At 69.0% G+C, this 22,732-nt stretch carries 29 protein-coding genes; 9 read left to right on the top strand and 20 right to left on the bottom strand.

Going from position 1 to position 22,732, the window contains the following annotated elements; all coding sequences use genetic code 11:
- Positions 1-10 precede the first annotated feature (10 nt).
- The 20 genes from rpsH to rpsL all read right to left on the bottom strand — a co-directional run bounded on the left by rpsH (position 11) and on the right by rpsL (position 12,318).
- On the bottom strand, positions 11-409 hold the full coding sequence (rpsH, locus tag ACZ7CH_RS03935) for a 30S ribosomal protein S8 (RefSeq protein ID WP_030473454.1): 399 nt from the start codon (positions 407-409) through the stop codon (positions 11-13).
- A gap of 115 nt (positions 410-524) precedes the next feature.
- Positions 525-710 carry a type Z 30S ribosomal protein S14 gene (locus ACZ7CH_RS03930; protein WP_030473455.1) on the bottom strand — a complete coding sequence of 62 codons (186 nt, stop codon included), beginning with the start codon at positions 708-710 and terminating at the stop codon, positions 525-527.
- A 4-nt stretch (positions 711-714) separates the two neighbouring features.
- Complete coding sequence (gene rplE / locus ACZ7CH_RS03925) at positions 715-1,278, bottom strand: 50S ribosomal protein L5 (protein WP_360395736.1); 564 nt, start codon at positions 1,276-1,278, stop codon at positions 715-717.
- A 2-nt stretch (positions 1,279-1,280) separates the two neighbouring features.
- Positions 1,281-1,595 carry a 50S ribosomal protein L24 gene (rplX, locus tag ACZ7CH_RS03920; RefSeq protein WP_045309812.1) on the bottom strand — a complete coding sequence of 105 codons (315 nt, stop codon included), beginning with the start codon at positions 1,593-1,595 and terminating at the stop codon, positions 1,281-1,283.
- Between the two features lie 2 nt (positions 1,596-1,597).
- Entirely contained in the window at positions 1,598-1,966 is a 369-nt protein-coding gene (gene rplN / locus ACZ7CH_RS03915; RefSeq protein ID WP_089915281.1) for a 50S ribosomal protein L14, read from the bottom strand.
- Positions 1,967-2,036: 70 nt separating this feature from the next.
- A complete protein-coding gene (gene rpsQ, locus ACZ7CH_RS03910) occupies positions 2,037-2,318 on the bottom strand; it encodes a 30S ribosomal protein S17 (protein WP_089949051.1) in 282 nt (93 codons plus the stop codon).
- Entirely contained in the window at positions 2,315-2,557 is a 243-nt protein-coding gene (gene rpmC, locus ACZ7CH_RS03905) for a 50S ribosomal protein L29 (protein WP_053733144.1), read from the bottom strand. The genes rpsQ and rpmC overlap by 4 nt, the downstream gene beginning before the upstream one ends.
- Positions 2,557-2,976: a 50S ribosomal protein L16 gene (gene rplP, locus ACZ7CH_RS03900; protein WP_030473461.1), complete on the bottom strand. Its 420-nt coding sequence runs from the start codon at positions 2,974-2,976 to the stop codon at positions 2,557-2,559. Before rplP ends, rpmC begins: the two co-directional genes overlap by 1 nt.
- A 3-nt stretch (positions 2,977-2,979) precedes the next feature.
- The gene (rpsC, locus tag ACZ7CH_RS03895) at positions 2,980-3,813 is read right to left on the bottom strand and encodes a 30S ribosomal protein S3 (RefSeq protein WP_360395734.1); all 834 of its coding nucleotides are present in this window, start codon (positions 3,811-3,813) and stop codon (positions 2,980-2,982) included.
- On the bottom strand, positions 3,813-4,211 hold the full coding sequence (gene rplV / locus ACZ7CH_RS03890) for a 50S ribosomal protein L22 (RefSeq protein WP_285643061.1): 399 nt from the start codon (positions 4,209-4,211) through the stop codon (positions 3,813-3,815). The genes rpsC and rplV overlap by 1 nt, the downstream gene beginning before the upstream one ends.
- 34 nt (positions 4,212-4,245) lie before the next feature.
- Positions 4,246-4,527 carry a 30S ribosomal protein S19 gene (gene rpsS / locus ACZ7CH_RS03885; protein ID WP_030478300.1) on the bottom strand — a complete coding sequence of 94 codons (282 nt, stop codon included), beginning with the start codon at positions 4,525-4,527 and terminating at the stop codon, positions 4,246-4,248.
- An 18-nt stretch (positions 4,528-4,545) separates the two neighbouring features.
- Positions 4,546-5,379 carry a 50S ribosomal protein L2 gene (gene rplB / locus ACZ7CH_RS03880; RefSeq protein WP_065915973.1) on the bottom strand — a complete coding sequence of 278 codons (834 nt, stop codon included), beginning with the start codon at positions 5,377-5,379 and terminating at the stop codon, positions 4,546-4,548.
- Between the two features lie 19 nt (positions 5,380-5,398).
- The gene (rplW, locus tag ACZ7CH_RS03875) at positions 5,399-5,698 is read right to left on the bottom strand and encodes a 50S ribosomal protein L23 (protein ID WP_065915972.1); all 300 of its coding nucleotides are present in this window, start codon (positions 5,696-5,698) and stop codon (positions 5,399-5,401) included.
- A complete protein-coding gene (rplD, locus tag ACZ7CH_RS03870; RefSeq protein ID WP_360395732.1) occupies positions 5,695-6,381 on the bottom strand; it encodes a 50S ribosomal protein L4 in 687 nt (228 codons plus the stop codon). The genes rplW and rplD overlap by 4 nt, the downstream gene beginning before the upstream one ends.
- Complete coding sequence (rplC, locus tag ACZ7CH_RS03865) at positions 6,381-7,031, bottom strand: 50S ribosomal protein L3 (protein WP_360395731.1); 651 nt, start codon at positions 7,029-7,031, stop codon at positions 6,381-6,383. The genes rplD and rplC overlap by 1 nt, the downstream gene beginning before the upstream one ends.
- A 27-nt stretch (positions 7,032-7,058) precedes the next feature.
- The gene (gene rpsJ / locus ACZ7CH_RS03860; protein WP_003938093.1) at positions 7,059-7,364 is read right to left on the bottom strand and encodes a 30S ribosomal protein S10; all 306 of its coding nucleotides are present in this window, start codon (positions 7,362-7,364) and stop codon (positions 7,059-7,061) included.
- Between the two features lie 590 nt (positions 7,365-7,954).
- On the bottom strand, positions 7,955-9,148 hold the full coding sequence (tuf, locus tag ACZ7CH_RS03855) for an elongation factor Tu (protein WP_360395730.1): 1,194 nt from the start codon (positions 9,146-9,148) through the stop codon (positions 7,955-7,957).
- 144 nt (positions 9,149-9,292) lie between these two features.
- On the bottom strand, positions 9,293-11,395 hold the full coding sequence (fusA, locus tag ACZ7CH_RS03850; protein ID WP_360395728.1) for an elongation factor G: 2,103 nt from the start codon (positions 11,393-11,395) through the stop codon (positions 9,293-9,295).
- 78 nt (positions 11,396-11,473) lie between these two features.
- A complete protein-coding gene (rpsG, locus tag ACZ7CH_RS03845; RefSeq protein WP_030478293.1) occupies positions 11,474-11,944 on the bottom strand; it encodes a 30S ribosomal protein S7 in 471 nt (156 codons plus the stop codon).
- A complete protein-coding gene (gene rpsL, locus ACZ7CH_RS03840) occupies positions 11,944-12,318 on the bottom strand; it encodes a 30S ribosomal protein S12 (protein WP_030473471.1) in 375 nt (124 codons plus the stop codon). The genes rpsG and rpsL overlap by 1 nt, the downstream gene beginning before the upstream one ends.
- A gap of 455 nt (positions 12,319-12,773) precedes the next feature.
- Between rpsL and ACZ7CH_RS03835 the strand changes: the two genes are divergently transcribed.
- The 9 genes from ACZ7CH_RS03835 to ACZ7CH_RS03795 all read left to right on the top strand — a co-directional run bounded on the left by ACZ7CH_RS03835 (position 12,774) and on the right by ACZ7CH_RS03795 (position 22,724).
- Positions 12,774-13,256: an LppU/SCO3897 family protein gene (locus tag ACZ7CH_RS03835; RefSeq protein WP_470373104.1), complete on the top strand. Its 483-nt coding sequence runs from the start codon at positions 12,774-12,776 to the stop codon at positions 13,254-13,256.
- 45 nt (positions 13,257-13,301) lie between these two features.
- On the top strand, positions 13,302-13,862 hold the full coding sequence (locus ACZ7CH_RS03830) for a YbaB/EbfC family nucleoid-associated protein (RefSeq protein WP_470373103.1): 561 nt from the start codon (positions 13,302-13,304) through the stop codon (positions 13,860-13,862).
- Entirely contained in the window at positions 13,859-14,167 is a 309-nt protein-coding gene (locus ACZ7CH_RS03825; protein ID WP_360395723.1) for a WXG100 family type VII secretion target, read from the top strand. Before ACZ7CH_RS03830 ends, ACZ7CH_RS03825 begins: the two co-directional genes overlap by 4 nt.
- 21 nt (positions 14,168-14,188) lie before the next feature.
- The gene (locus ACZ7CH_RS03820) at positions 14,189-18,766 is read left to right on the top strand and encodes a WXG100 family type VII secretion target (RefSeq protein ID WP_470373102.1); all 4,578 of its coding nucleotides are present in this window, start codon (positions 14,189-14,191) and stop codon (positions 18,764-18,766) included.
- Positions 18,763-19,455, top strand: a complete 693-nt coding sequence (locus tag ACZ7CH_RS03815) for a hypothetical protein (protein WP_458434478.1) — start codon at positions 18,763-18,765, stop codon at positions 19,453-19,455. The genes ACZ7CH_RS03820 and ACZ7CH_RS03815 overlap by 4 nt, the downstream gene beginning before the upstream one ends.
- Entirely contained in the window at positions 19,452-20,972 is a 1,521-nt protein-coding gene (locus ACZ7CH_RS03810; RefSeq protein WP_470373101.1) for a hypothetical protein, read from the top strand. Before ACZ7CH_RS03815 ends, ACZ7CH_RS03810 begins: the two co-directional genes overlap by 4 nt.
- A gap of 35 nt (positions 20,973-21,007) precedes the next feature.
- Positions 21,008-21,832 carry a phosphotransferase family protein gene (locus tag ACZ7CH_RS03805; protein ID WP_470373100.1) on the top strand — a complete coding sequence of 275 codons (825 nt, stop codon included), beginning with the start codon at positions 21,008-21,010 and terminating at the stop codon, positions 21,830-21,832.
- A complete protein-coding gene (locus ACZ7CH_RS03800; protein ID WP_470373099.1) occupies positions 21,810-22,184 on the top strand; it encodes a TFIIB-type zinc ribbon-containing protein in 375 nt (124 codons plus the stop codon). The genes ACZ7CH_RS03805 and ACZ7CH_RS03800 overlap by 23 nt, the downstream gene beginning before the upstream one ends.
- Before the next feature lie 93 nt (positions 22,185-22,277).
- Positions 22,278-22,724: a hypothetical protein gene (locus ACZ7CH_RS03795; RefSeq protein ID WP_360395711.1), complete on the top strand. Its 447-nt coding sequence runs from the start codon at positions 22,278-22,280 to the stop codon at positions 22,722-22,724.
- Positions 22,725-22,732: the final 8 nt, after the last annotated feature.

Raw genomic sequence — 22,732 nt, 5'->3', positions numbered from 1 at the left:
CTACTCCCCCTTACCAAACGTAGGCGAGGACTTCTCCGCCCACGCCTGCCTTGTTGGCCTGGCGGTCGGTCATGAGACCACCAGAGGTCGAAATGATCGCCACACCGAGGCCACCGAGAACTCGGGGCAGACCGGTGGACTTCGCGTACACGCGCAGGCCGGGCTTCGACACGCGGCGGAGGCCGGCGATGCTGCGCTCCCGGTTCGGGCCGTACTTCAGCTCGACGACGAGGTTCTTCGCGACCTCGCCCTCCTCGTCGCGGTACGAGGCGATGTAGCCCTCGCGCTTGAGGATCTCGGCGATGTTGGCCTTCAGCTTCGAGTGCGGCATCACGACCTTGTCGTGGTAAGCCGAGTTCGCGTTGCGCAGACGAGTGAGCATGTCTGCGATCGGGTCGGTCATCGTCATGGTGACCTGGTCAACCTTTCTCGCTGCGGTTCACCGCTCGGGGTCCAGACCTGGCCCCCGTGAAGGGGCCAGGACGGTCGCGTGCGGGCCTACAGCGAAGTAATGGTGCTCTGAATTACCAGCTGGACTTGCTCACGCCAGGCAGCTCACCGCGGTGAGCCATCTCGCGCAGGCAGATCCGGCAGAGGCCGAACTTGCGGAACACCGCGTGGGGGCGGCCGCAACGCTGGCACCGGGTGTAGCCCCGGACCTTGAACTTCGGCTTCTTCGCGGCCTTGTTGATCAACGCCTTCTTGGCCATCGACTCAGTTCTCCTTGAACGGGAAGCCCAGGAGCTTCAGCAGCGCCCGGCCCTCCTCGTCGTTCGTGGCGGTGGTGACGACGGTGATGTCCATGCCGCGGGGACGGTCGATCGAGTCGGGGTCGATCTCGTGGAACATCGACTGCTCGTTCAGACCGAACGTGTAGTTGCCGTTGCCGTCGAACTGCTTGCCCGAGAGTCCGCGGAAGTCGCGGATGCGCGGGAGAGCGATCGTCAGCAGGCGGTCGAGGAACTCCCACATGCGGTCGCCGCGCAGCGTGACGCGCGCGCCGATCGGCATGCCCTCGCGCAGCTTGAACTGCGCGATGGACTTGCGGGCCCGACGGATCTCGGGACGCTGGCCGGTGATGATCGACAGGTCCTTGACGGCACCGTCGATCAGCTTGCCGTCACGGGCGGCGTCGCCGACACCCATGTTGACGACGACCTTGACGACGCCGGGGATCTGCATCACGTTGGCGAAGGAGAACTGCTTCTGCAGCTCGCCCTTGACCTCGTCGCGGTAGCGCGTCTTGAGCCGCGGGATGATCTTCTCTGCGGTAGTCATGATCAGATGTCCTTCCCGTTACGACGGGAAATGCGGACCCGCTTGCCCTCGTCGTTCGTACGGTAACCAACGCGGGTCGGCTTGCCGTCCGAGTCGACCACCATCACGTTGGAGACGTTGATCGGGGCTTCCTGGGTCACGATGCCACCCGACTGCGCGCCCCGCTGGGTCTGCGTGATCTTGGTGTGCTTCTTGATCCGGTTGACGCCCTCGACCAGGACCTTGCCGGTCTCCGGGTAGGCCTGGATGACCTTGCCCTTCGCGCCCTTGTCCTTGCCGGCGATTACGACGACCGTGTCGCCCTTCTTCACCTTCATGGTCAGAGCACCTCCGGAGCCAGCGAGATGATCTTCATGAACCTCTTGTCGCGCAGCTCGCGGCCGACCGGGCCGAAGATGCGGGTACCGCGCGGCTCGTTGTCGTTCTTGATGAGCACGGCGGCGTTCTCGTCGAAGCGGATGTACGAGCCATCCGCGCGACGGCGCTCCTTGACGGTGCGGACGATGACGGCCTTGACGACGTCACCCTTCTTCACGCCGGCACCGGGGATCGCGTCCTTGACGGTCGCGACGATGATGTCGCCGATGCCCGCGTAGCGGCGGCCCGAACCACCGAGAACACGGATGCAAAGGATCTCCTTCGCACCGGTGTTGTCGGCGACACGAAGCCGCGACTCCTGCTGAATCACTTACTTGCTCCTGACCATTCCTGGCCCGCCGGATTTCCGACCCGACGGGCTCGGTCTGTCTAGAAAGGACTTACTTGGCCTTCTCGAGGATCTCGACGAGCCGCCAGCGCTTGGTCGCCGACAGAGGCCGGGTCTCCATGAGCAGGACGCGGTCGCCGACGCCCGCCGCGTTCTCCTCGTCGTGCACCTTCACCTTGGTGGTGGAGCGCATGATCTTGGAGTAACGCGGGTGCTTCTTGCGGTCCTCGAGCGCCACGACGATCGTCTTGTCCATCTTGTCGGACACGACGAGGCCCTCGCGGACCTTGCGGTCGTTGCGCTTCTCGGTCTGGACTTCGTTGCTTTCGGTCATGCCGCACCCTCACCAGTGGAATCCGGCGTGACGGAGAGCCCGAGCTCCCGCTCCCGCATCACGGTGTAGATCCGGGCGATCTCGTGCCGGACCGTGCGCAGCCGCCGGTTGTTGTCGAGCTGGCCCGTGGCCATCTGGAAGCGAAGGTTGAAGAGCTCTTCCTTCGACTCCTTCAGACGCAGCACGAGCTCTTCCTCGGTGAGCTCACGCAGCTCAGAAGCGGTGGTACCCGCTGCCATCAGAACTCACCACCCTCACGCGTAACGATGCGGCACTTCATCGGGAGCTTGTGGATCGCGCGGCGAAGAGCCTCGCGGGCCACCTGCTCGTTCGGGAAGGCCATCTCGAAGAGGACGCGACCCGGCTTGACGTTGGCCACCCACCACTCCGGCGAACCCTTACCGGAACCCATGCGGGTCTCGGCCGGCTTCTTCGTCAGCGGACGGTCCGGGAAGATGTTGATCCAGACCTTGCCGCCACGACGGATGTGGCGCGTGATGGCGATACGAGCGGACTCGATCTGCCTGTTGGTGACGTAGGCCGGCTCGAGAGCCTGGATGCCGTACTCACCGAAGGTGACCTTCGTGCCGCCCTTGGCAGCACCCGACCGCTTGGGGTGGTGCTGCTTGCGGTGCTTGACCCTACGAGGGATGAGCATGACTCAGCTCTCCGTCTTCTCTGCAGCAGCCGGGGCCTCGGCCGACGCCGTGGCGTCAGCTGCGGCACGGCCGGCCTCGGTGCTCGTCGCGGTGGTGCCGCTGGCACCCGAGCGACGGGCCCGGTTCGGACGCTCGCCGCGGTCGCGGCGCGGGGCGCGGTCGGCTCCCTGAGCCGGGGCCGCGTCGAGCGCGCGCTTGGCCGAGATGCCACCGACGATGTCGCCCTTGTAGATCCACACCTTCACGCCGATGCGGCCGAACGTGGTGCGGGCCTCGAAGAAGCCGTAGTCGATGTTGGCGCGGAGCGTGTGCAGCGGCACGCGGCCGTCGCGGTAGTGCTCCGAGCGGGACATCTCGGCGCCGCCGAGGCGACCGCCGCACTGCACGCGGATGCCCTTGACCTGCGGCGAACGCATGGCCGACTGGATGGCCTTGCGCATCGCGCGCCGGAAGGCGACGCGGTTGGACAGCTGCTCGGCGACACCCTGTGCCACGAGCTGCGCGTCCGACTCGGGGCTCTTGACCTCGAGGATGTTCAGCTGGACCTGCTTCTTGGTGAGCTTCTCCAGCTCACCGCGGATGCGGTCCGCCTCGGCACCGCGGCGGCCGATGACGATGCCCGGCCGGGCGGTGTGGATGTCGACGCGCACCCGGTCACGGGTCCGCTCGATCTCCACCTTGGAGATGCCGGCACGCTCCATGCCCTTGCCGAGCAGGCGGCGGATCTTGACGTCCTCCGCCACGTACTCGGCGTACTGCTTGTCGGCGTACCAGCGGGACTTCCAGTCGGTGGTGATCCCCAGCCGGAAGCCGTGCGGGTTGATCTTCTGGCCCACTACCGGGTTCCCTTCGCGCTGGTCTTCTTCGGACGCGACTCCACCTCGATGGTGATGTGCGACGTCCGCTTGCGGATCCGGTACGCGCGGCCCTGGGCACGCGGGCGGAAACGCTTGAGGGTCGGACCCTCGTCCACGTAGGCCACCGACACCCAGAGGGTGGACGGGTCCAGGGACAGGTTGTTCTCGGCGTTGGCCATGGCGCTGGCGAGCACCTTCGCGACCGGCTCAGAGGCGGCCTGGGGCGCGAACTGGAGCACGGCCAGGGCCTCGCTGGCGTTACGACCCTTGATGAGCTCGATGACGCGACGCACCTTCATGGGGGTGTCGCGAACGTAACGAGCCCGAGCCACGGCGCGCGGAAACTCCTGCGCCTCAGCGTCCTTACGGGCGTTCATCGCTGCTTTTCCCTTGCTCTTCTCAGTTCGGCGCCTAGCGGCGACGAGACTTCCGGTCGTCCTTGATGTGGCCCTTGAAGGTCCGGGTCGGGGCGAACTCGCCCAGCTTGTGCCCGACCATGGCCTCGGTCACGAACACCGGGACGTGCTTGCGGCCGTCGTGCACCGCGATGGTGTGACCCAGCATGTCCGGGATGATCGTGGACCGGCGGGACCACGTCTTGATGACGGTCTTCTTGCCCGCTTCGTTCTGAACGTCCACCTTCTTGAGCAGGTGGTCGTCGACGAAGGGACCCTTCTTAAGGCTGCGAGGCATCCTTCACTCCCTCCCTGCTCAGCGCTTCTTACCGGTGCGACGACGCCGGACGATGAGCTTGTCGCTTGGCTTGCGGCGGCGGGTACGACCCTCGGGCTTACCAGCCGGGTTGACCGGGTGGCGACCACCGGAGGTCTTGCCCTCACCACCACCGTGCGGGTGGTCGACCGGGTTCATCGCGACACCGCGGACGGTGGGCTTCTTGCCCTTCCACCGCATGCGGCCGGCCTTGCCCCAGTTGATGTTCTGGTGGTCCTTGTTGCCGACCTCGCCGAGCGTGGCGCGGCAGCGCACGTCCACGTTGCGGATCTCACCCGAGGGGAGGCGCAGCTGGGCGTACGGACCGTCCTTGGCCACGAGCTGGACCGAGGCACCGGCCGAGCGCGCCATCTTCGCGCCGCCGCCGGGGCGGAGCTCGATCGCGTGGATCACGGAACCGACCGGGATGTTGCGCAGCGGCAGGTTGTTGCCCGGCTTGATGTCGGCCTTGGGGCCGTTCTCAACCGTGTCACCCTGCTTGAGCTTCTCCGGGGCGATGATGTAGCGCTTCTCGCCGTCGGCGTAGTGCAGAAGCGCGATGCGGGCGGTGCGGTTGGGGTCGTACTCGATGTGAGCGACCTTGGCCGGGATGCCGTCCTTGTCGTTGCGGCGGAAGTCGATCAGGCGGTAAGCCCGCTTGTGACCGCCACCCTTGTGCCGCGTGGTGATCTTGCCCGAGGCGTTGCGGCCACCCAGCTTGTGCAGCGGGCGGATCAGCGACTTCTCCGGAGTCGACCGAGTGATCTCGGCGAAGTCGGAGACGCTCGCACCGCGACGACCGGGAGTCGTCGGCTTGTACTTGCGAATGCCCATCTCTACGCAGTCCTCGTCATCAGGCGGCAGGGCCGCCGAAGATCTCGATCGCCTTGCTGTCAGCCGACAGCGTCACGATCGCGCGCTTCGTGTCCTTGCGCTTGCCGAACCCGGTGCGGGTGCGCTTGCGCTTGCCCTGCCGGTTGATGGTGTTGACGCTGACGACCTTCACGCCGAAGACCTTCTCCACGGCGATCTTGATCTGGGTCTTGTTCGAACCCGGCGCCACCAGGAAGGTGTACTTGTTCTCCTCGAGCAGTCCGTAGGACTTCTCGGAGATCACCGGCGCGAGCAAGATGTCCCTGTGGTCGGGGATCACTTCGAGGCCTCCTCGTCCACCACGGTCGCCGTGGCCTCAGCCGAGCCAGAACCCGACTGGGCCTTGCTGGCGAGGAACACGTCGAGCGAGTCCTTGGTGAACACCACGTCGTCGTTGACGAGCACGTCGTAGGTGTTGAGCTGGTCGGGCGCGATCACGTGCACGTGCTGCAGGTTGCGCACGCTGACCCACGAGACCTCGTCGGTGCGGTTGAGCACCACGAGGACGCGACGGGCCTGGGTGACCGACTCCAGGACCTTGCGCGCGGACTTGGTCGACGGGGTGTCCCCGTCCACCAGGCCGGACACGACGTGCACCTGGTTGGCGCGGGCCCGGTCGGAGAGGGCACCGCGCAGAGCGGCGGCCTTCATCTTCTTGGGCGTCCGCTGCGAGTAGTCGCGCGGCTGCGGGCCGTGGACGACGCCACCGCCGGCGAACTGCGGCGCACGCGTCGAACCCTGGCGGGCACGACCGGTGCCCTTCTGGCGGTACGGCTTCTTGCCACCACCGGACACCTCGCCGCGGGTCTTCGTCGAGTGCGTGCCCTGGCGCGCGGCGGCCTGCTGGGCCACGACGACCTGGTGCAGCAGCGCGACGTTCGCCTGCGCGTCGAAAACAGCCGAGGGGAGCTCGACCGTGCCGGCGGACTTGCCGTCCGGCGTACGGATCTCAACCGTCGACATCAGGCACCACCCTTCGCAGCAGTCTTGACGAACACCAGACCGCCCTTGGGACCGGGAACCGCGCCCTTGATGAGCAGCAGGCCGTTCTCCACGTCGATCTTGTGCACCTTCAGGTTCTGGGTCGTCACGCGCTCGTGGCCCATGCGGCCGGCCATGCGCAGACCCTTGAAGACGCGACCCGGGGTGGCGCAGCCGCCGATGGAACCCGGCGAGCGGTGCTTGCGCTGGGTGCCGTGGCTGGAGCCGAGACCCCGGAAGTTGTGGCGCTTCATGACACCCGCGGTGCCCTTGCCCTTGCTGGTGCCGGTGATGTCGACAACAGCGCCGGCCTCGAACACCTCAGCGGTGATCTCCTGGCCGACCGTGTACTCGCCGGCGTCCGCCGTGCGCAGCTCCACCAGGTGGCGACGGGGCGTGACCCCGGCCTTGGCGAAGTGGCCCGCGACGGGCTTGTTGACCTTGCGCGGGTCGATCGCGCCGGCCGCCAGCTGGACGGCGGTGTAGCCGTCCTTCTCTTCGGTGCGAACCTGGGTCACGACATTGGGCTCAGCCTTGACGACGGTCACCGGGACGACCCGGTTGTTCTCGTCGAAGACCTGAGTCATGCCGAGCTTGGTGCCCAGGATGCCCTTCATCTGCCTGTCAGACATTGGTCCGTTACTCTCCGCGCCCAACGCTTACTGGATGTTGACGTCGACGCTGGCCGGCAGGTCGATGCGCATGAGCGCGTCAACCGTCTTCGGCGTCGGGTCGAGGATGTCGATCAGCCGCTTGTGCGTGCGCATCTCGAAGTGCTCGCGCGAGTCCTTGTACTTGTGCGGCGAGCGGATGACGCAGTACACGTTCTTCTCAGTGGGCAGCGGCACGGGCCCGACAACCCGAGCGCCGGTGCGCGTCACGGTCTCAACGATCTTGCGCGCAGACGCGTCGATCGCCTCGTGGTCGTAGGCCTTGAGCCGGATGCGGATCTTTTGTCCCGCCATGATGGCTTGCCGTTCCTCTGCTTCTCGTAACCGCTGCGGTGCGGTGCCTCGGATGAGGCCTGTTACAGCCTCTTGGCGCGCTCCGCCCCTGTTGAAGTGTCATGGTGCCCGGTCCACGCGGTCGGGCGTGTCGCGCCCGGTACGCATACCGGTCCCACGCAAGGTCTCCCCGGTGGGATTGGGCCTACCACAGCCCATGCACCCTGATGCCCATCTCCGCAAGGAGGCGTTCACTAACAGGGCGCGGACGCTCGGTCGAAGGAGATGGGCACGCACGGATGCGACCCGGCCTTCGTCGAGCAACCCGTAAAGGATGCCACACGGTCGCGGGGCACTCCAAATCGGGGTGGGTCAGTTGGAGGCAGATCACGTGCGGATCTTGTCCGACGAGCCGCCCGATCGGTCGCGTGTGGACCGACGAGCGAAACGGACCCGTTGCCCGGCAACGAGATCCCCGCGGCGGATCTACCTCGCGCGCCGCGAAACATTTCCGGCGTGAGCTGTCGCACACGCCTGGTCCTGCTACGACGAAGGCCGGGCCAACGCGAACGTTGGCCCGGCCTGACGCCGAACTAACAGCTAGAGCCAGGTCACTTGACGATCTTGGTGACCGAGCCGGCGCCGACGGTGCGGCCACCCTCGCGGATCGCGAAGCGGAGGCCCTCGTCCATGGCGATCGGCTGGATCAGCTTGACCGACATGCCGGTGGTGTCACCGGGCATGACCATCTCGGTGCCCTCGGGCAGGGTCACGACGCCGGTCACGTCCGTCGTCCGGAAGTAGAACTGCGGACGGTAGTTGTTGAAGAACGGCGTGTGGCGGCCACCCTCGTCCTTCGACAGGATGTAGACCTGCGCCTCGAACTCGGTGTGCGGGGTCGTGGTGCCCGGCTTGACGATGACCATGCCGCGCTCCACCTCCTCGCGCTTGATGCCGCGGAGCAGCAGCGCGGCGTTGTCACCGGCGCGACCCTCGTCGAGGAACTTCTTGAACATCTCGATCGAGGTGACAGTCGTCTTCTTCGACTGCTCCTTGATGCCGACGATCTCGATCTCGGAGTTCACGTTGATGATGCCGCGCTCGATGCGACCGGTCACGACGGTGCCGCGGCCGGTGATCGTGAAGACGTCCTCGACGGGCATGAGGAACGGCTTGTCGGTCTCGCGCTCCGGCTCCGGGATCGCCGAGTCGACGGCGGCCATGAGCTCCAGCACGGACTTGCCCCAGGTCTCGTCACCCTCCAGCGCCTTCAGCGCCGAAACGCGCACGACCGGCAGGTCGTCGCCCGGGAACTCGTACTCGGAGAGCAGCTCGCGGACCTCGAGCTCGACGAGCTCCAGGATCTCCTCGTCGTCGACCATGTCGGCCTTGTTCAGCGCGACGACGATGTAGGGGACGCCGACCTGGCGGGCCAGGAGGACGTGCTCCTTCGTCTGCGGCATCGGGCCGTCGGTCGCCGCGACCACCAGGATGGCGCCGTCCATCTGCGCCGCACCGGTGATCATGTTCTTGATGTAGTCGGCGTGACCGGGGCAGTCGACGTGCGCGTAGTGACGGTTCTCCGTCTGGTACTCGATGTGCGCGATCGAGATCGTGATGCCGCGCTGCTTCTCTTCCGGCGCCTTGTCGATCTGGTCGAACGCGAACGAAGCGTTGACATCGGGGTACGCGTCGTGCAGAACCTTGGAGATCGCCGCGGTCAGCGTGGTCTTGCCATGGTCGATGTGACCGATGGTGCCGATGTTGACGTGCGGCTTCGTCCGCTCGAACTTCGCCTTCGCCACTGGATTGTCCTCCTGGACTTCTTTTGCTGGTCCGGCCGGCTAGGGGCGGCCGGCCGGACTTACACGTCAGGGTCAAAAAGTAGCGGACCCCAGGGAATCAACCCCGGAGAGCCCGCGGTGGAACTGCGGTGCTCCGGTGTGGGGTTATTCCCCAGTCGCCTTCGCGATGATCTCCTTCGAGACGTTCGCGGGAACCTCTGCGTAGGAGTCGAACACCATCGAGTAGTTGGCACGACCCTGGGTCTTGGACCGCAGGTCACCCACGTACCCGAACATTTCCGACAGCGGGACCAGCGCCTTGACGACGCGGATACCGCTGCGCTCCTCCATGGCCTGGATCTGGCCACGGCGGGAGTTCAGGTCGCCGATCACGTCGCCCATGTACTCCTCGGGCGTCGTGACCTCGACGGCCATCAGCGGCTCGAGGATCGCGGGAGACGCCTGACGGGCGGCTTCCTTGAGGGCCATCGAACCAGCGATCTTGAACGCCATCTCCGAGGAGTCGACCTCGTGGTAGGCGCCGTCGAGCAGCGTCACCTTCACGCCGACCAGCGGGTAGCCCGCCAGCACGCCGTACTGCAGCGCGTCCTGCGCACCCGCGTCGACCGACGGGATGTACTCGCGGGGGATGCGACCACCGGTGACGGCGTTGACGAACTCGTAGAGCGCGCCGTCTTCCTTCTTCTCCAGCGGCTCGACGGTGACGAGCACCTTCGCGAACTGGCCGGAGCCACCGGTCTGCTTCTTGTGGGTGTAGGAGTACTTCTCCACCGCCTTGCGGATGGTCTCCCGGTACGCCACCTGAGGCTTGCCGATGTTGGCCTCGACCTTGAACTCGCGGCGCATGCGGTCCACCAGGATGTCCAGGTGGAGCTCGCCCATGCCGGCGATGATGGTCTGGCCCGTCTCCTGGTCGAGGTTGACCCGGAACGTCGGGTCCTCCTCGGCCAGCTTCTGGATCGCGGTGCCCAGCTTCTCCTGGTCGGCCTTCGTCTTGGGCTCGATGGCGACCTGGATGACCGGCTCGGGGAACGTCATCGACTCGAGGACGATGGGGTTCGCCGGGTCGGCGAGGGTCTCACCGGTCGTCGTGTCCTTCAGACCGATCACGGCGTAGATGTGACCGGCGATGGCCTCGGTGACCGGGTTCTCCTTGTTGGCGTGCATCTGGAAGATCTTCCCGATGCGCTCCTTGCGGTCCTTGGTCGCGTTGACGACCTGGGTGCCGGAGGCGACCTTGCCCGAGTAGACCCGGATGTAGGTCAGCTTGCCGAAGAACGGGTGCACGGCGATCTTGAACGCGAGCGCGGAGAACGGCTCGTCGGACGAGGCCTTGCGCGACACGACGGTCTCGCCGTCCTGCAGCGTGCCCTCGACCGGCGGGAGGTCCAGCGGCGACGGCAGGAAGTCGATCACCGCGTCGAGCATGGGCTGGACGCCCTTGTTCTTGAACGCGGAGCCGCAGAGGATCGGGTAGGCGGTGCCCTCGGCAACGATCTTGCGGAGGCCGGCCTTGATCTCCTCGACGGACAGGTCGCCCTGCTCGAAGTACTTCTCGGTCAGGTCGTCGTCGGTCTCGGCGACGGCCTCGAGCAGCGCCTCGCGGAACTCCTGCGCCTTCTCGACGAGATCCGCGGGGATCTCCTCGATCGCGTAGTCCTCGCCCTTCTGGACCTCGCCGCGCCAGGTCAGAGCGCGCATCTCGATCAGGTCGACGACGCCGATGAAGTCGCTCTCGGCACCGATCGGGATCTGGATCGGGAGGGGCTTGGCGCCCAGGCGCTCGGAGATGGTGCGGATGGTGAAGTAGAAGTCCGCGCCGAGCTTGTCCATCTTGTTGACGAAGCAGATGCGCGGGACGTCGTACTTGGTCGCCTGCCGCCAGACCTGCTCGGACTGCGGCTCGACGCCCTCCTTGCCGTCGAAGACGGCAACGGCGCCGTCGAGGACGCGCAGGTTGCGCTCGACCTCGACGGTGAAGTCGACGTGGCCGGGCGTGTCGATCAGGTTGATCTGGTGGTTCTTCCAGTAGCAGGTCGTCGCGGCCGACGTGATCGTGATGCCGCGCTCCTGCTCCTGCTCCATCCAGTCCATCACGGCAGCGCCGTCGTGGACCTCGCCGATCTTGTAGCTGATCCCGGTGTAGAACAGGATCCGCTCAGTCGTCGTGGTCTTGCCCGCGTCGATGTGGGCCATGATCCCGATGTTGCGGACCTTGGCAAGATCAGTGAGCACGTCCTGTGCCACGGGTCTTTCCCCTGTCTTGAGCTTGTGGGCTCACTAGGGCTGGGAGCGCCCGGCCTGACCGGCAGGCCGGGCGGCACATCACCAGCGGTAGTGGGCGAAGGCCTTGTTGGACTCGGCCATCTTGTGAGTGTCCTCACGGCGCTTGACGCTCGCACCGAGACCGTTGCTCGCATCGAGCAGCTCGTTCATCAGACGCTCGACCATGGTCTTCTCACGGCGCTGCCGGGAGAAGGTGATCAGCCAGCGCAGCGCCAGCGTGGTGGAGCGGCCGGGCTTGACCTCGATCGGCACCTGGTAGGTCGCACCACCGACGCGGCGGCTCTTGACCTCCAGCGAGGGCTTCACGTTGTCCAGCGCGCGCTTCAGCGTGACGACCGGGTCGGTGCCGGTCTTCTCGCGAGCACCCTCGAGGGCTTCGTAGACGATCTTCTCGGCCACGGAGCGCTTGCCGTCCACCAGCACCTTGTTGATGAGCTGGGTCACGAGCGGCGAGCTGTAGACCGGGTCAGAGATAAGCGGCCGCTTCGGGGCCGGTCCCTTGCGGGGCATCAGCTCTTCTCCTTCTTCGCGCCGTAGCGGCTGCGAGCCTGCTTGCGGTTCTTGACACCCTGCGTGTCGAGAGAGCCACGGATGATCTTGTAGCGAACACCCGGCAGGTCCTTCACACGACCACCGCGCACGAGCACCATCGAGTGCTCCTGGAGGTTGTGACCCTCACCGGGGATGTAGGCCGTGACCTCGATACCGCTGGTCAGCTTCACGCGAGCGACCTTGCGCAGTGCGGAGTTCGGCTTCTTGGGGGTGGTGGTGTAAACGCGGGTGCACACACCGCGCCGCTGCGGCGAGCCCTTGAGGGCCGCCGTCTTCTGCTTGGCCACCTTGTCCTGGCGGCCCTTGCGGACCAGCTGCTGGATCGTTGGCATTCGCCGGCTGCTTCTTCCGTCTTCTGCGGGTTCCCCTTGCGGTTCACCCTCGTGTTTCTTGATCCCTCTCTGCACCCGAGGTCGGGCGTGTCGCCCGCTACTCAGGTCCGCAAGCAACAGTTCGACTGCCACCGCGAGTGGAGGACACCGCGGCCTCACGGGCACGCGGAGCGGCCCGACATGGGTCGGGCACGAGTAGCAAAGATACCCGCCCACGTCTACCTGGGTCAAAACGGGGGTACCGCTCCCGCCCGTGCAGTAGACATGGTCCGCACATCAAGCTCTACCTGGGGGAAGCGGTTTTGTCACAGCCCACCGCCGCCTCGTCACCCGACCGTGCGGTCAGCGCCGCGCAGGACCCGGTGGTCCGGCCGCGGACGCCGGCTCCCGGCCGTGGGCGGTGCGACTTTCGCCACAGCAGCTGTCCGACGTCCGCGTCCCGGAGGTGTGAGGCCATGTCGAAGCACCACTTCGCCGTGCGGAAGCTCGTCGCGGTCACCGCGTTGGCGCTGGTCGTCTCCGGCTGCTCGCTCTGGACCGAGCAGCCCGGCGTCGGCGAGTGCGCCAAGGTCGTGGACCTGTCCCGCGACAAGGCCGAGCTGACGAAGGTGGACTGCGCCGCGCAGGACGCCACCTACCGGCTGGTGTCCATCGAGCGCGGCGTCACCGCGCCCTGCCCCGGCGGCGACTACGTGGAGGAGGCGTCGGCGCGCAACCGCAAGACCAAGCGCAAGACGCGGGAGTGCTACTCGCTGAACGTGCACCAGGGCGACTGCCTCCAGCAGGTCGGCGACTTCGACACCAAGCTCGCCTGCGGCACCGGCACCCGCAGGGTCACCAAGGTGGTCGACGGCAGGTCGGACCGGTCGTTGTGCGGTCCCGACGACGACACCAGGACCTACGACCGGCCGCCGACGACGATCTGCATCACCAAATGATCCATACGCCCGACAGGCCGCAGAGGCGTTCGGTACGTTGCCGCAGTGCTCGATGACGAACAGCTAGCGGCTCGTAACGCAGAGTTGCGCGGCACGCTCGACACCCTGATGCGGGAGCTCAAGCAGCGCACGGACGGGTTGCGGGACGCACAGGCGGCGATCGCGGCGATGTCGGGTGTCGCGTCCTCACCGGACGGCAACGTCGTGGTGACCGTGGACGCGACCGGTGTGCTGGACGAGCTGGAGCTGGGCCCGCGGGCGTTCGACCGGGTGACCCCCGAACAGCTGGCGCAGACGATCACGCAGGTGGCCCGCCGTGCCGCGATGAACGTGCGCGAGCAGGTCAACGCCGAGATGGCCCCGCTCACCTCGGAAGAGGGCATGGTCGACCTGCCGGACGTCGTGCCGGGCGCACCGTCGCTGAAGGACTTCTTCAAGGTCGAGCAGCGCGAGGAGCCCGCCGCTCCGCCACCACCGTCCGATGAGGACTTCGGCTCCTCGGTGCTGCGCCGCGAGGCCCGCCCGGTGCAGCGCGCCGGTTCCGCCGAGTCCGACGACGAGGACTTCGGCGGCGACTCGATCATGGGCAGGGGCCACCGCTGGTGAGCGGGCACACGTGGATGGAAGCGGCCGGCGTGCGCTCGGCCGCGGCGAAGATGGGCCACGCGGGCGAGGAGATGGGCACGCACGCGGCGGCGCTGGCCCGCGGTCTCGACGCCGAGGGCCAGTGCTGGGGCAACGACGAGGCCGGCCAGAAGTTCGGCACCGACTACGCCCCCGCCGCGCAGGCCGTGCGCGAGGTGATGGCGAAGGTCGCGCAGACGTTGCAGGACATCGGGAAGAACCTCGAAGAGTCCGCGAACCTGATGGAACAGCAGGACGACTTCAACGCACGCGGCATCAGCGGTTAGCAGTCTGGGGGGATTGCCGCAATGGGCATCGAGATGCCCGCCGAGGTCCGCTGGCTCATCCCGATCGTGGTGGGCGACAGCTGGCCGGAAGGCGACGAGACGGCACTGCAACGCCTCGCCGAGGTGTGGCAGACCGCCGCGACCGACATCGACAACGCCATGCGCGAGGCCGACGACGCCGTGGCGCAGGCCACGTCCCACATGGACGGCGAGGCGGCGGAGGCGTTCAAGAAGTACTGGGAGAAGTTCGTCAAGGGCGAGGAAGCCACCTTGCCCAAGATGAAGAACGTCTCCGAGAAGCTCGCCACCGCCTGCCGCAACTGCGCCATGCAGATCGAGTACGCCAAGCTCTCGATCATCATCGCGCTGGTGATCCTGGCCATCCAGATCGCCGCGATGATCGCCTCCGCGGTGGCGTCCTTCGGCGCCTCGACCGCAGGCATCGTCCCCGCCCAGCTGGCCACCCGCGCCAGCGTGCAGATCGTGTTCCGGCAACTGGTGCAACGGCTGATGCAGCAGGTCGGCCGCAACCTCATCGGAAAGCTCGCCGTGCAGGTGGGCATCGAGGTGGCCACCTCCGTGGCCACCGACCTCGCCGTCCAGGGCATCCAGCTGGCCAAGGGCACCCGTTCCGAGCTCGACGGCAAGCTCACCCTCGACGCCGCCAAGTCGGGTCTCATCTCCGGCGCCGTCGGCTTCGGCGTGGGCGCCGGCGCGGGCAAGGCCCTCGGCGACGGCGTAGGCGACTCGATCGGCCGCTCCATCGGCCGCAACGCCGCCGAGGAAGCCCTCATCGGCGCCGGCTCCGCTCTGGCCGAGGGTGCCCTGTCCGAGGAGGGCATCCAGGCCGGGGACGTCCTCTTCGGCGCCACGTCGGGGGCGGTGAGCGGCAGCGTTTCCGGCCTCAAGTCGGGCATGGAGGGCGTGAACGCCGACTTCGACGCCCCTGCGGCCGGCGACATGCCCACCGCACGACCCGACGGTCCGCCCGCTGCGCCGTCCGCTCCCCCGGTCGCCCCTCCTGCGGCGTCTTCCGCTCCCGCAGTCGCACCTCCTGCGGCGCCGTCCGCTCCCCCGATCACCCCTCCTGCGGCGGCTTCGACCGCGCCGTCCGGGTCGGACAGCCCTCCCCCGCCGCGTGCCGCGGACGCGGTGAACACGTCGTTCGCGGGCCCACCCACCGACCAGCCGGCGCACCGCCCGGCCACGCCCGAAGCGGCCCCGTCCTCCGCTGCCCCGTCCTCCGCGGCGGCTGCTCCGCAGCAACCGCAGGGCTTTCAGCACGCTCCCGCACAGACCGGTCCAGCGCCGCAGGGTCCGGGCCAGCAGAGTCCGGGCCAGCAGGGCTCACCCGCCGCGGCTCGCTCGGTGCCGACGACGGCCCCCTCGACCTTCTCGCCGAGCAGCGCACCCGTCTCGACGCCGGGTGGGCACGCCGGCACCTCGCCGACCAACGCCGGTCCTCACCCGTCCGGCAGCAGCCACCAGCCCGTGCCCGTCGGCAGCAGCACGTCCGCACCCCACGGCCACACCGGCCCGGCACCGTCGGCACCTGCCCCCGGCAGTCAGGCGCCAACCGGCCCGGTCCCGTCCGGCCCCGCCTCCCACGGCACCCACGCGCCGAACGCCTCCGCCCCCTTCCAGCCGGCACCGACGACCTCGGCCCCACCGCCGAACGCTCCGCGCACACCTCCGGCGGACGGCGTGCACCAGGCGGCGACGTCGGCGCCTCTGCTCCCGCCGACGCACCGCACCGCCAACGACGTCCCCCAGCACCAGCCCGCCCACGTGCCGCCACAGCACGCCCAGACCTCCCCGCCGCAGCACGGCCAGGTGCCACCGCCGCAGCACCGCTCCGCTCCACCGGCAGCCGCTCCGGCACCGCACCGCGCTCCCCAGCCTCCCTCGTCCCCGCACCGGCCGGCCCACCCCGCGGGCCCGTCACCGCACGCCCGTCCGTTGCCACCGGCCGGGCCGCCCCCGCACCCCGCGCACGCACCACAGCCGCCTGCCGACGCCGCCACGCCGCACGAACGGCCCTCGCGCACGCCGTGGGAGGAGCACAAGAGGCTGCGGAGCCCGGTGCCGCTGCCGGACCGCTTCGAGCACCTGCGGGACGACGTCAGGCACACCCGGTCCGGCCTGTCGCTGCACGACGACGAGTTCAAGGCCTACTCGCAGTCGGCGGCGATGGTCGCCCCCGACCCGCACCGCTACACCGTGGACCTGCACGGTTCCACCGACGACGTCCGGGTGGGCGGCACCAGGCTGACGCCGGAGGACCTCGCCGACATCATCAGGTCGAGCGGCGACTGGGACGGCAGGCAGCCGATCCGCCTGGTCTCCTGCCAGACCGGCACGAGGTCGGACGGGTTCGCGGCCCGGCTGAGCCAGGAGCTCGGAGTCGACGTCGTCTCCCCCACCAAGGACGCGTGGGTCGACGACATGGGCAACGTCTTCGCGAGCTCGTCGCACTTCGACCACGTCCGCGGCGACTTCTCCCCCGGCTGGCCGCCGAACGGCGACTGGGTCACCTTCAAGCCGGACGGCACCAGCACCCGGCACGACCGCCCGACCCCGCCCGGCACGACCCCCACGTGGGGCGGCGCGACACCGGAGCACCGCCCGCGCGCATGGCGCCGCGGCGAACCGACGGACTGGGTGCGCGACGCGTCCGGCGAGTGGCACCCGGTGCAGCCGGACGGCCACCAGCGACCGGTCCACCCCGGCGCACCGCCACCGGGCTGGTCGGACCGGCAGCCACCGCGGCGGCAGGGACCTCCACCGGGGCTGCCGCCTCGCAGTGGAACGCCCGTGGGCGGGATGCCTCCGGGTGGGGTTCCGCAGCGCCCCGCCCACGGTCCCGGCCAGCCGTGGGCAGGGCAGCAACGCCCGCAGCACGGAGCCGACCCGCGCACGTGGCACCAGCAGCAACGCCCGCTCCAGCCACCGGTCGGCCGGCACCCGCAAGCAGGGCAGCACCCCCAGGCGGGACCGCGTCCGCAGCAGGCCGGACCACGCCCGCAGGCCGGACCACCTCCGCAGGCAGGGCCTCGCCCGCAAGCCGGACAACATCCACAGCCTGGTCAGCACCCGCAGACCGGTCAGCACCCGCAGCCCGCGCCACGTCCGCACACCGGCCAACACCCGCAGGCCAGGTCACACCCGGCAGCTGGGCAACACCCACAGGCCTGGCAACACCCACAGGCCGGACCACGTCCGCACACCGGCCAGCACCCACAACAGGGCAGGCCCGCACCACAGCAGGGCCAGCCCCCGCAGCACCACGGTCACCCGCAGCACAACGGCTACCCGCAACACCACAGCCACCCACAGCACCGCAGCCACCCGCAGCACCCCGACCAGTTGCGGCGCCCGATGGCGCCTCCCGCCGGTCACCACCCCCAGCAGGCACGGCACACCGCGCCGCCGAACGCCGGTCCTCCCCGCCCGGTGCACCCGGCACAGGGCCCGCAGCCACCTCGTCGGCCGATGCCCCCGGGCAGCACCCAGGACCAGCCGTGGAACCGACCGGCCGATCCGGCACGGCACCAGCCGGCCCCGGTCCAGCACACGGTCCCCACCCAGGCCGACGCACCGCAGCCCAGGAGCACGGAACCGGAAGCTCCTCGACGGCAGCGGTCGCTGGAGGACATGAGCCAGGCGGAGCTGGAGCAGCACGCCGTCAAGCTCTACGCGCTGGAGCACCCCGAGCTGTCCATGGCCGAGGTGTGGATTCGGACGGCGGGCCTCGAGGTCGGTCCCGACGGCAGGTTCATCGAGCCGGACGCGGCCTCGACCGCACCCCGCGAGTCGGCGCAGGACGCGATGCAGCGCAGGTTGAACAAGGCCGCGACGGAGTACGTCGACCGGGTGTTCAAGAACAAGGGGGAGATCACCGGCGGGCGCAACGACGAGAAGCCGACCTTCACCCCCGGTGGGGAGCTGCCGCCCGGCCACACCCGCCAGGCACCGCCCGGGATGCTCGACGGCGCTCCGGTGCGGGTGGACGTCTCGGCCATCCCGGAGAAGCCGGTCTACCGCGACGTCCAGGGCCTGCGGCAGATGCTCAGCCAGCCGCTGCTGCGCATCGACGGCGGCAGTGCGGCCGACATCCACGCCGGTCAGGGCATCGCGCCGCGCAACCCCGAGGCGCTGAGCATCAACAACCACGTGGCGGGCGGCGCGATGTCCGGGTTCGGCGACAAGATCGTCACGGGCTCCGCGCACGTGTCGTTCACGATGGACGTCGACCACGCGCCCGGCCGGTTCGAGACGAACATGAGGTTCAACGCCGACACCGACGTGAAGACGGAGAGCGGGCTCAACAAGAGGGTGGAGCGGATCACGGAGGCGTACCACCCGAACGGCGTCAACGTCGACTTCACCTACCACGACGCGGGCCAGAACGGCACGCACGGGGAGTCGGAGTACGTGTTCCCCGGCGGCATGGGCAACGAGTACGTCTACCGGACCTGGGAACGCGTCACCTACTTCGACGACAACGGCGACATCCACGACACCAGCGTCGGCAACCCCCAGGTGAACGAGAACTTCAAGTGGCTCGCGGAAATGCAGGAGCTGGAGGCAGAGCTATGAGCGGGGTGCCAGAGGTGCACGTCGACTGGTACCTGGGCAGGTCCCCCCTGCCCGACGTCGACGACGAGGGCATTGCCCTGGCCGCCCGCAACCCCGGTGGTCAGGTCGGCTACTACGACCTCCACCAGCCGCGGGAGAAGCGCGACGACACCCGGACCCTGAAGGGGCTCCGCGAGGTCGGCCCGGACGGTGCGTTCACCGGTGAGGAGTGGCGCAACCCCGGTTTCGTGCCGCACCCGGACACCGCGGGCACCAGGTTCCACACGGACTTCGAACTGGAGCTGTGGCGCACGATCAACGGGTTCGTGCGACTCGGGCCGTTCGCGCGGGCGTTCGCGGAAGCGGAGCTCATGGCCATGTGCGACGAGGGCGAGGAGCTGGTGCTCCGGCCGAACGAGCACGGCGACCGCACGCTCGACGTCTGCACCTCGTTCGTGCGGGTGCCGAGCACCTGGCCGCACTGGACGTCGGTGCGCGGCATCGACCTGATCAGGCACCTCGGCCACGGCCGCCACCACGTCGGCCTGCAGCTCAACCGGTCGTCCAAGCCGAAGCTGCGGATACCGGTGCAGACGCTGGCCGAGCTGCACCGGGCCGAGAGCGAACGAGTCAACGACCTCATGCGCGTCGGGCCGCTTCCCGCGACGCCGACGCCGATGGGCACCGCGATGCCGGGAGGACAGCAGTGAAGGCGATCTTGTCCGGTCCGCTGGGCAGGACCACGCACGCGGTCTGGTCCGACCAGCTCTGCGTCGCGCGGGCGGGGCAGGACGGTGCGCGCCAGTACGTCGTCGTCGATCCCGACCCCGATGACGACATCGCGGGCACGCCGTTGCAGCGCAGCCTCGTCGAGTCGTGGTTCACGCTCATCACCGTTGCCCTGGCCGGTGAGACCGCCGCCGAGGTCGTCGCCGCCGACGGTGCGGACCTCGTCACCAGCCCGCTCTCCCTGCGGGTTCCCCGGAGCTGGCGGCTGCGCGGGCCCGCCGGCGAGTTCGACCGGCTCTGCCAGGTGCGGGTCGACCACCTGTCCTTCCTGGACGAACCGCCCGCGGCGCACGGCGTCTCGCTGGCGTGGGGACCGCCGGGGGAACCGGACCTCGACGCGATCGTCGACGCGATCACGGCGGAGCTCGCCTCGTCCGCACCCGAGGGGTGGACGCGGATCAGCGTCGAGTGCGACGCGACGGCCGGGTGGCAGGTCCTCACGACCACGGTGACGACGGCGGACGGCGAGGAGGTGCACTGGCTGCCGTCGGCGGTGGTGAGCCAGTGGTTCCACCGGCTCAGGGCCGCGGGCTACTCCTACCCGTTCGGGGCGTGGTTCACCGCCCGCTACGTGCTGGAGGACGGAGGTCAGCCGACGCTGGCCTTCGACACCGAGGCCGAACCCGCCTGGCGGCCGTACTTCAGCGACCTCGCGGACTTCGCGGCCCAGGCCCTGCGGCACGAGCCGACGTTCTACCCGCGCAACCCCCGGTACGTGCCCGGCTGGCTCAGCGCGGCGCTGAGCACGACCGGCACGCTGAAGCCCGAGCCGCGGGCGAAGGCCCCGCACCGGCCGGAGCTGCTCCTGGCGCGGGCGGTCGACGGCATGTCCGCGGACGGCGTGGCGCTCGCCTACCGCACCCCGGTCGTGCGGTTCGAGAAGCAGGCGGTGCTCGACTACCTGCGCGGCGCACCGGTCGTGCTGTCCTCCCGCGGTCTCGCACCCGACCTGGTCGACCCCGAGCACCCGGAAACGGTGCCGATGGTGTTCCACACCGACGGCAGGTGGGTCTGGTCTGGTTCGGTACCGCACTACCTCGAACACCACGACATCGCGCCGGACACAGCCCTGCTCGCGCACATCAGGGCCAACCGGTACCGCCCGCCCGACCGGCTGCCCTCCGCGGTCAGGGCGCGGGCACTCGCGACGGCCACCGGCAGCGCCGAGGAGGAACCGGGGCTGCAGGAGGAGTTCGAGCAGGCGGCGAGCGCGGCCCTGGACATCGCCGCCCACCTCGGCCTGGACCCCGCGCGCTACTCGGTGGGCGAGCAGGTCGACGGCGCGTTGTGCCTGGTGCGGGTCGGTGACCGCTACGCCGTGTACTGGGTGAACGAGGACGAGCGGCGGTTCTACGCCGAGTTCGACAGCCCGGGAGACGCGGCGACCTACCTGATCGGGTTCTTCTACTCCTACGCGGGATCGCTGCAACGAGCGTGATCCCCACGCGGTGGCCACCTGGTTCACTGTGCGGCGTGGACGACCTGATCGCGGCGATGGCCTCGTTGACCGGCTCTTCCGGCGACCCGGAGGTGCTGGGCGGCGACCGCGGTGACGTCGTGGTGGTGCGGGTCGGTGACGTGGTGGCCAAGGCGCACGCGGCGGACACCGACGTCGAGGCGCTGGCGCAGCGGCTGGAGATCGCGGCCGCGCACCCGGAGCTGATGCTGCCGCCGTTGCGGCCGGTGCAGTTCGTGGACGACCGGCCGGTGACGGTGTGGCCGTACGGGACGCCGGTGAGCCAGGCGGACCCGGACGCGGCGCCGTGGGAGGAGAGCGCGCAGCTGCTGGCCCAGCTGCACGCGCTGCCGGCACGGGGGCCCGTGGCGGGGGCGCCGGAGCGGATCGTGCGGGCGATCAGGGCGTTGCCGCCGGAGCTGCCGCACGCGGACGTGGTGCTGGCGGCGTTCGCGGTGCTGCCGCCGCTGGGCATGTCGACGCGGGCGTTGATCCACGGCGACTGGCACCTCGGGCAGCTGGTGCACCGGGGGGCGTGGCGGTTGATCGACGTGGACGACCTGGGGGTGGGCGACCCGGTGTGGGACCTGGCCCGACCTGCGGCGTTGTTCGCGGCGGGCATCCTGCCGACGGACCTGTGGGCGCGGTTCCTGAACACCTACCGTGAAACGGGGGGTGTGGCGCTGCCGACATCAGAATGGGAAGCGCTCAACATCCCGGCCCAGGCGTACGTTGTGCAAATGGCAGCGCGGGCACTCGTGACCGGTCTGCAGGCCGTGGAACCGCTGGTCGAGGCTTGTCGTCGGATCGCTGCGGCGCATGAGCACGACGACCGCGGCTAATATCGTTTTTGTCCGGTCCCACCGCAGGAGGATCACCACGATGCAGTGTCCCAAGTGTCATGCGAACATGCGCACGTTCGACCGCATGGGCGTTCACATCGAGCAGTGCGACGGCTGCCGCGGCGTCTTCCTCGACTACGGCGAGCTCGAGTCCATCACCCGCCTCGAGGCCCAGATGCACACGCCGCCGCCGGCCGCTCCGGCCCCGCCGCCCGTCGCCTACCCGCAGCCGGTCCAGCCCGGTTGGGGCGCCGCGCCGCAGCAGGTCCACCACCACCACGGCGGCCACCACGGTTACGGCTACGGCCACCGCAAGCACCACGGCCTCTCCGGCCTGTTCTTCTCCTCCTGACGCCCGCGCGACGGCCCCGGACCCCCGACTCCGGGGCCGTTGACGACTACCGAGAATCAGGGCGATAATCGGTAGTCAAAGGGAGGAGGAGCGATGTCCGTCGCAACCGAGGCCGCCCAGATCCGCGACCTGTTCGACACCATCGAAGAGCTCGAGTCCGTCGCGTCTTCCCTGGCGGAGGACGACGAACGCCGCCACCGGCTGGACGGCGTGGTGGCGAAGACCCTGCGCCAGGCCCCGCCGGTGCGCCCGGTGGTGGCCGGTGAGCTGCTCGACCTCACCGAGAAGACCGTGAAGGCCTGGGCCCGCGAGGGCGTGCTGGCCATCCACAGCCAGGAACCGCGCATGCTGCTCGACACCGTGCGCCTGCACGAGGTGCTGCACCTCGTGTCCGACCTCCGCCGCGCCGGCAAGACCCGCGGCCTCCTCGACGAAGTCCACCGCCGCCTCAGCGACCAGTCACTGCTCGAACGCAGCGACCTCGCCGCCTCCCTCGACGAGATGCGCAGCGGCAGGGGACGCGTGGTCCGCCCGGTCTGAGATCCCCT

The organism is Lentzea sp. NPDC037011 (assembly GCF_055607425.1).
This window is presented reverse-complemented; position numbering and strand designations above follow the sequence as displayed.

Coding starts and splice junctions, on each gene's coding strand:
- rpsH (WP_030473454.1), bottom strand. CDS start 409: ATGACGATGACCGACCCGATCGCAGACATGCTCACTCGTCTGCGCAAC.
- ACZ7CH_RS03930 (WP_030473455.1), bottom strand. CDS start 710: ATGGCCAAGAAGGCGTTGATCAACAAGGCCGCGAAGAAGCCGAAGTTC.
- rplE (WP_360395736.1), bottom strand. CDS start 1,278: ATGACTACCGCAGAGAAGATCATCCCGCGGCTCAAGACGCGCTACCGC.
- rplX (WP_045309812.1), bottom strand. CDS start 1,595: ATGAAGGTGAAGAAGGGCGACACGGTCGTCGTAATCGCCGGCAAGGAC.
- rpsQ (WP_089949051.1), bottom strand. CDS start 2,318: ATGACCGAAAGCAACGAAGTCCAGACCGAGAAGCGCAACGACCGCAAG.
- rpmC (WP_053733144.1), bottom strand. CDS start 2,557: ATGGCAGCGGGTACCACCGCTTCTGAGCTGCGTGAGCTCACCGAGGAA.
- rplP (WP_030473461.1), bottom strand. CDS start 2,976: ATGCTCATCCCTCGTAGGGTCAAGCACCGCAAGCAGCACCACCCCAAG.
- rplV (WP_285643061.1), bottom strand. CDS start 4,211: ATGAACGCCCGTAAGGACGCTGAGGCGCAGGAGTTTCCGCGCGCCGTG.
- rpsS (WP_030478300.1), bottom strand. CDS start 4,527: ATGCCTCGCAGCCTTAAGAAGGGTCCCTTCGTCGACGACCACCTGCTC.
- rplB (WP_065915973.1), bottom strand. CDS start 5,379: ATGGGCATTCGCAAGTACAAGCCGACGACTCCCGGTCGTCGCGGTGCG.
- rplD (WP_360395732.1), bottom strand. CDS start 6,381: ATGTCGACGGTTGAGATCCGTACGCCGGACGGCAAGTCCGCCGGCACG.
- rplC (WP_360395731.1), bottom strand. CDS start 7,031: ATGTCTGACAGGCAGATGAAGGGCATCCTGGGCACCAAGCTCGGCATG.
- rpsJ (WP_003938093.1), bottom strand. CDS start 7,364: ATGGCGGGACAAAAGATCCGCATCCGGCTCAAGGCCTACGACCACGAG.
- rpsG (WP_030478293.1), bottom strand. CDS start 11,944: ATGCCCCGCAAGGGACCGGCCCCGAAGCGGCCGCTTATCTCTGACCCG.
- rpsL (WP_030473471.1), bottom strand. CDS start 12,318: ATGCCAACGATCCAGCAGCTGGTCCGCAAGGGCCGCCAGGACAAGGTG.
- ACZ7CH_RS03835 (WP_470373104.1), top strand. CDS start 12,774: ATGTCGAAGCACCACTTCGCCGTGCGGAAGCTCGTCGCGGTCACCGCG.
- ACZ7CH_RS03820 (WP_470373102.1), top strand. CDS start 14,189: ATGGGCATCGAGATGCCCGCCGAGGTCCGCTGGCTCATCCCGATCGTG.
- ACZ7CH_RS03815 (WP_458434478.1), top strand. CDS start 18,763: ATGAGCGGGGTGCCAGAGGTGCACGTCGACTGGTACCTGGGCAGGTCC.
- ACZ7CH_RS03800 (WP_470373099.1), top strand. CDS start 21,810: ATGAGCACGACGACCGCGGCTAATATCGTTTTTGTCCGGTCCCACCGC.
- ACZ7CH_RS03795 (WP_360395711.1), top strand. CDS start 22,278: ATGTCCGTCGCAACCGAGGCCGCCCAGATCCGCGACCTGTTCGACACC.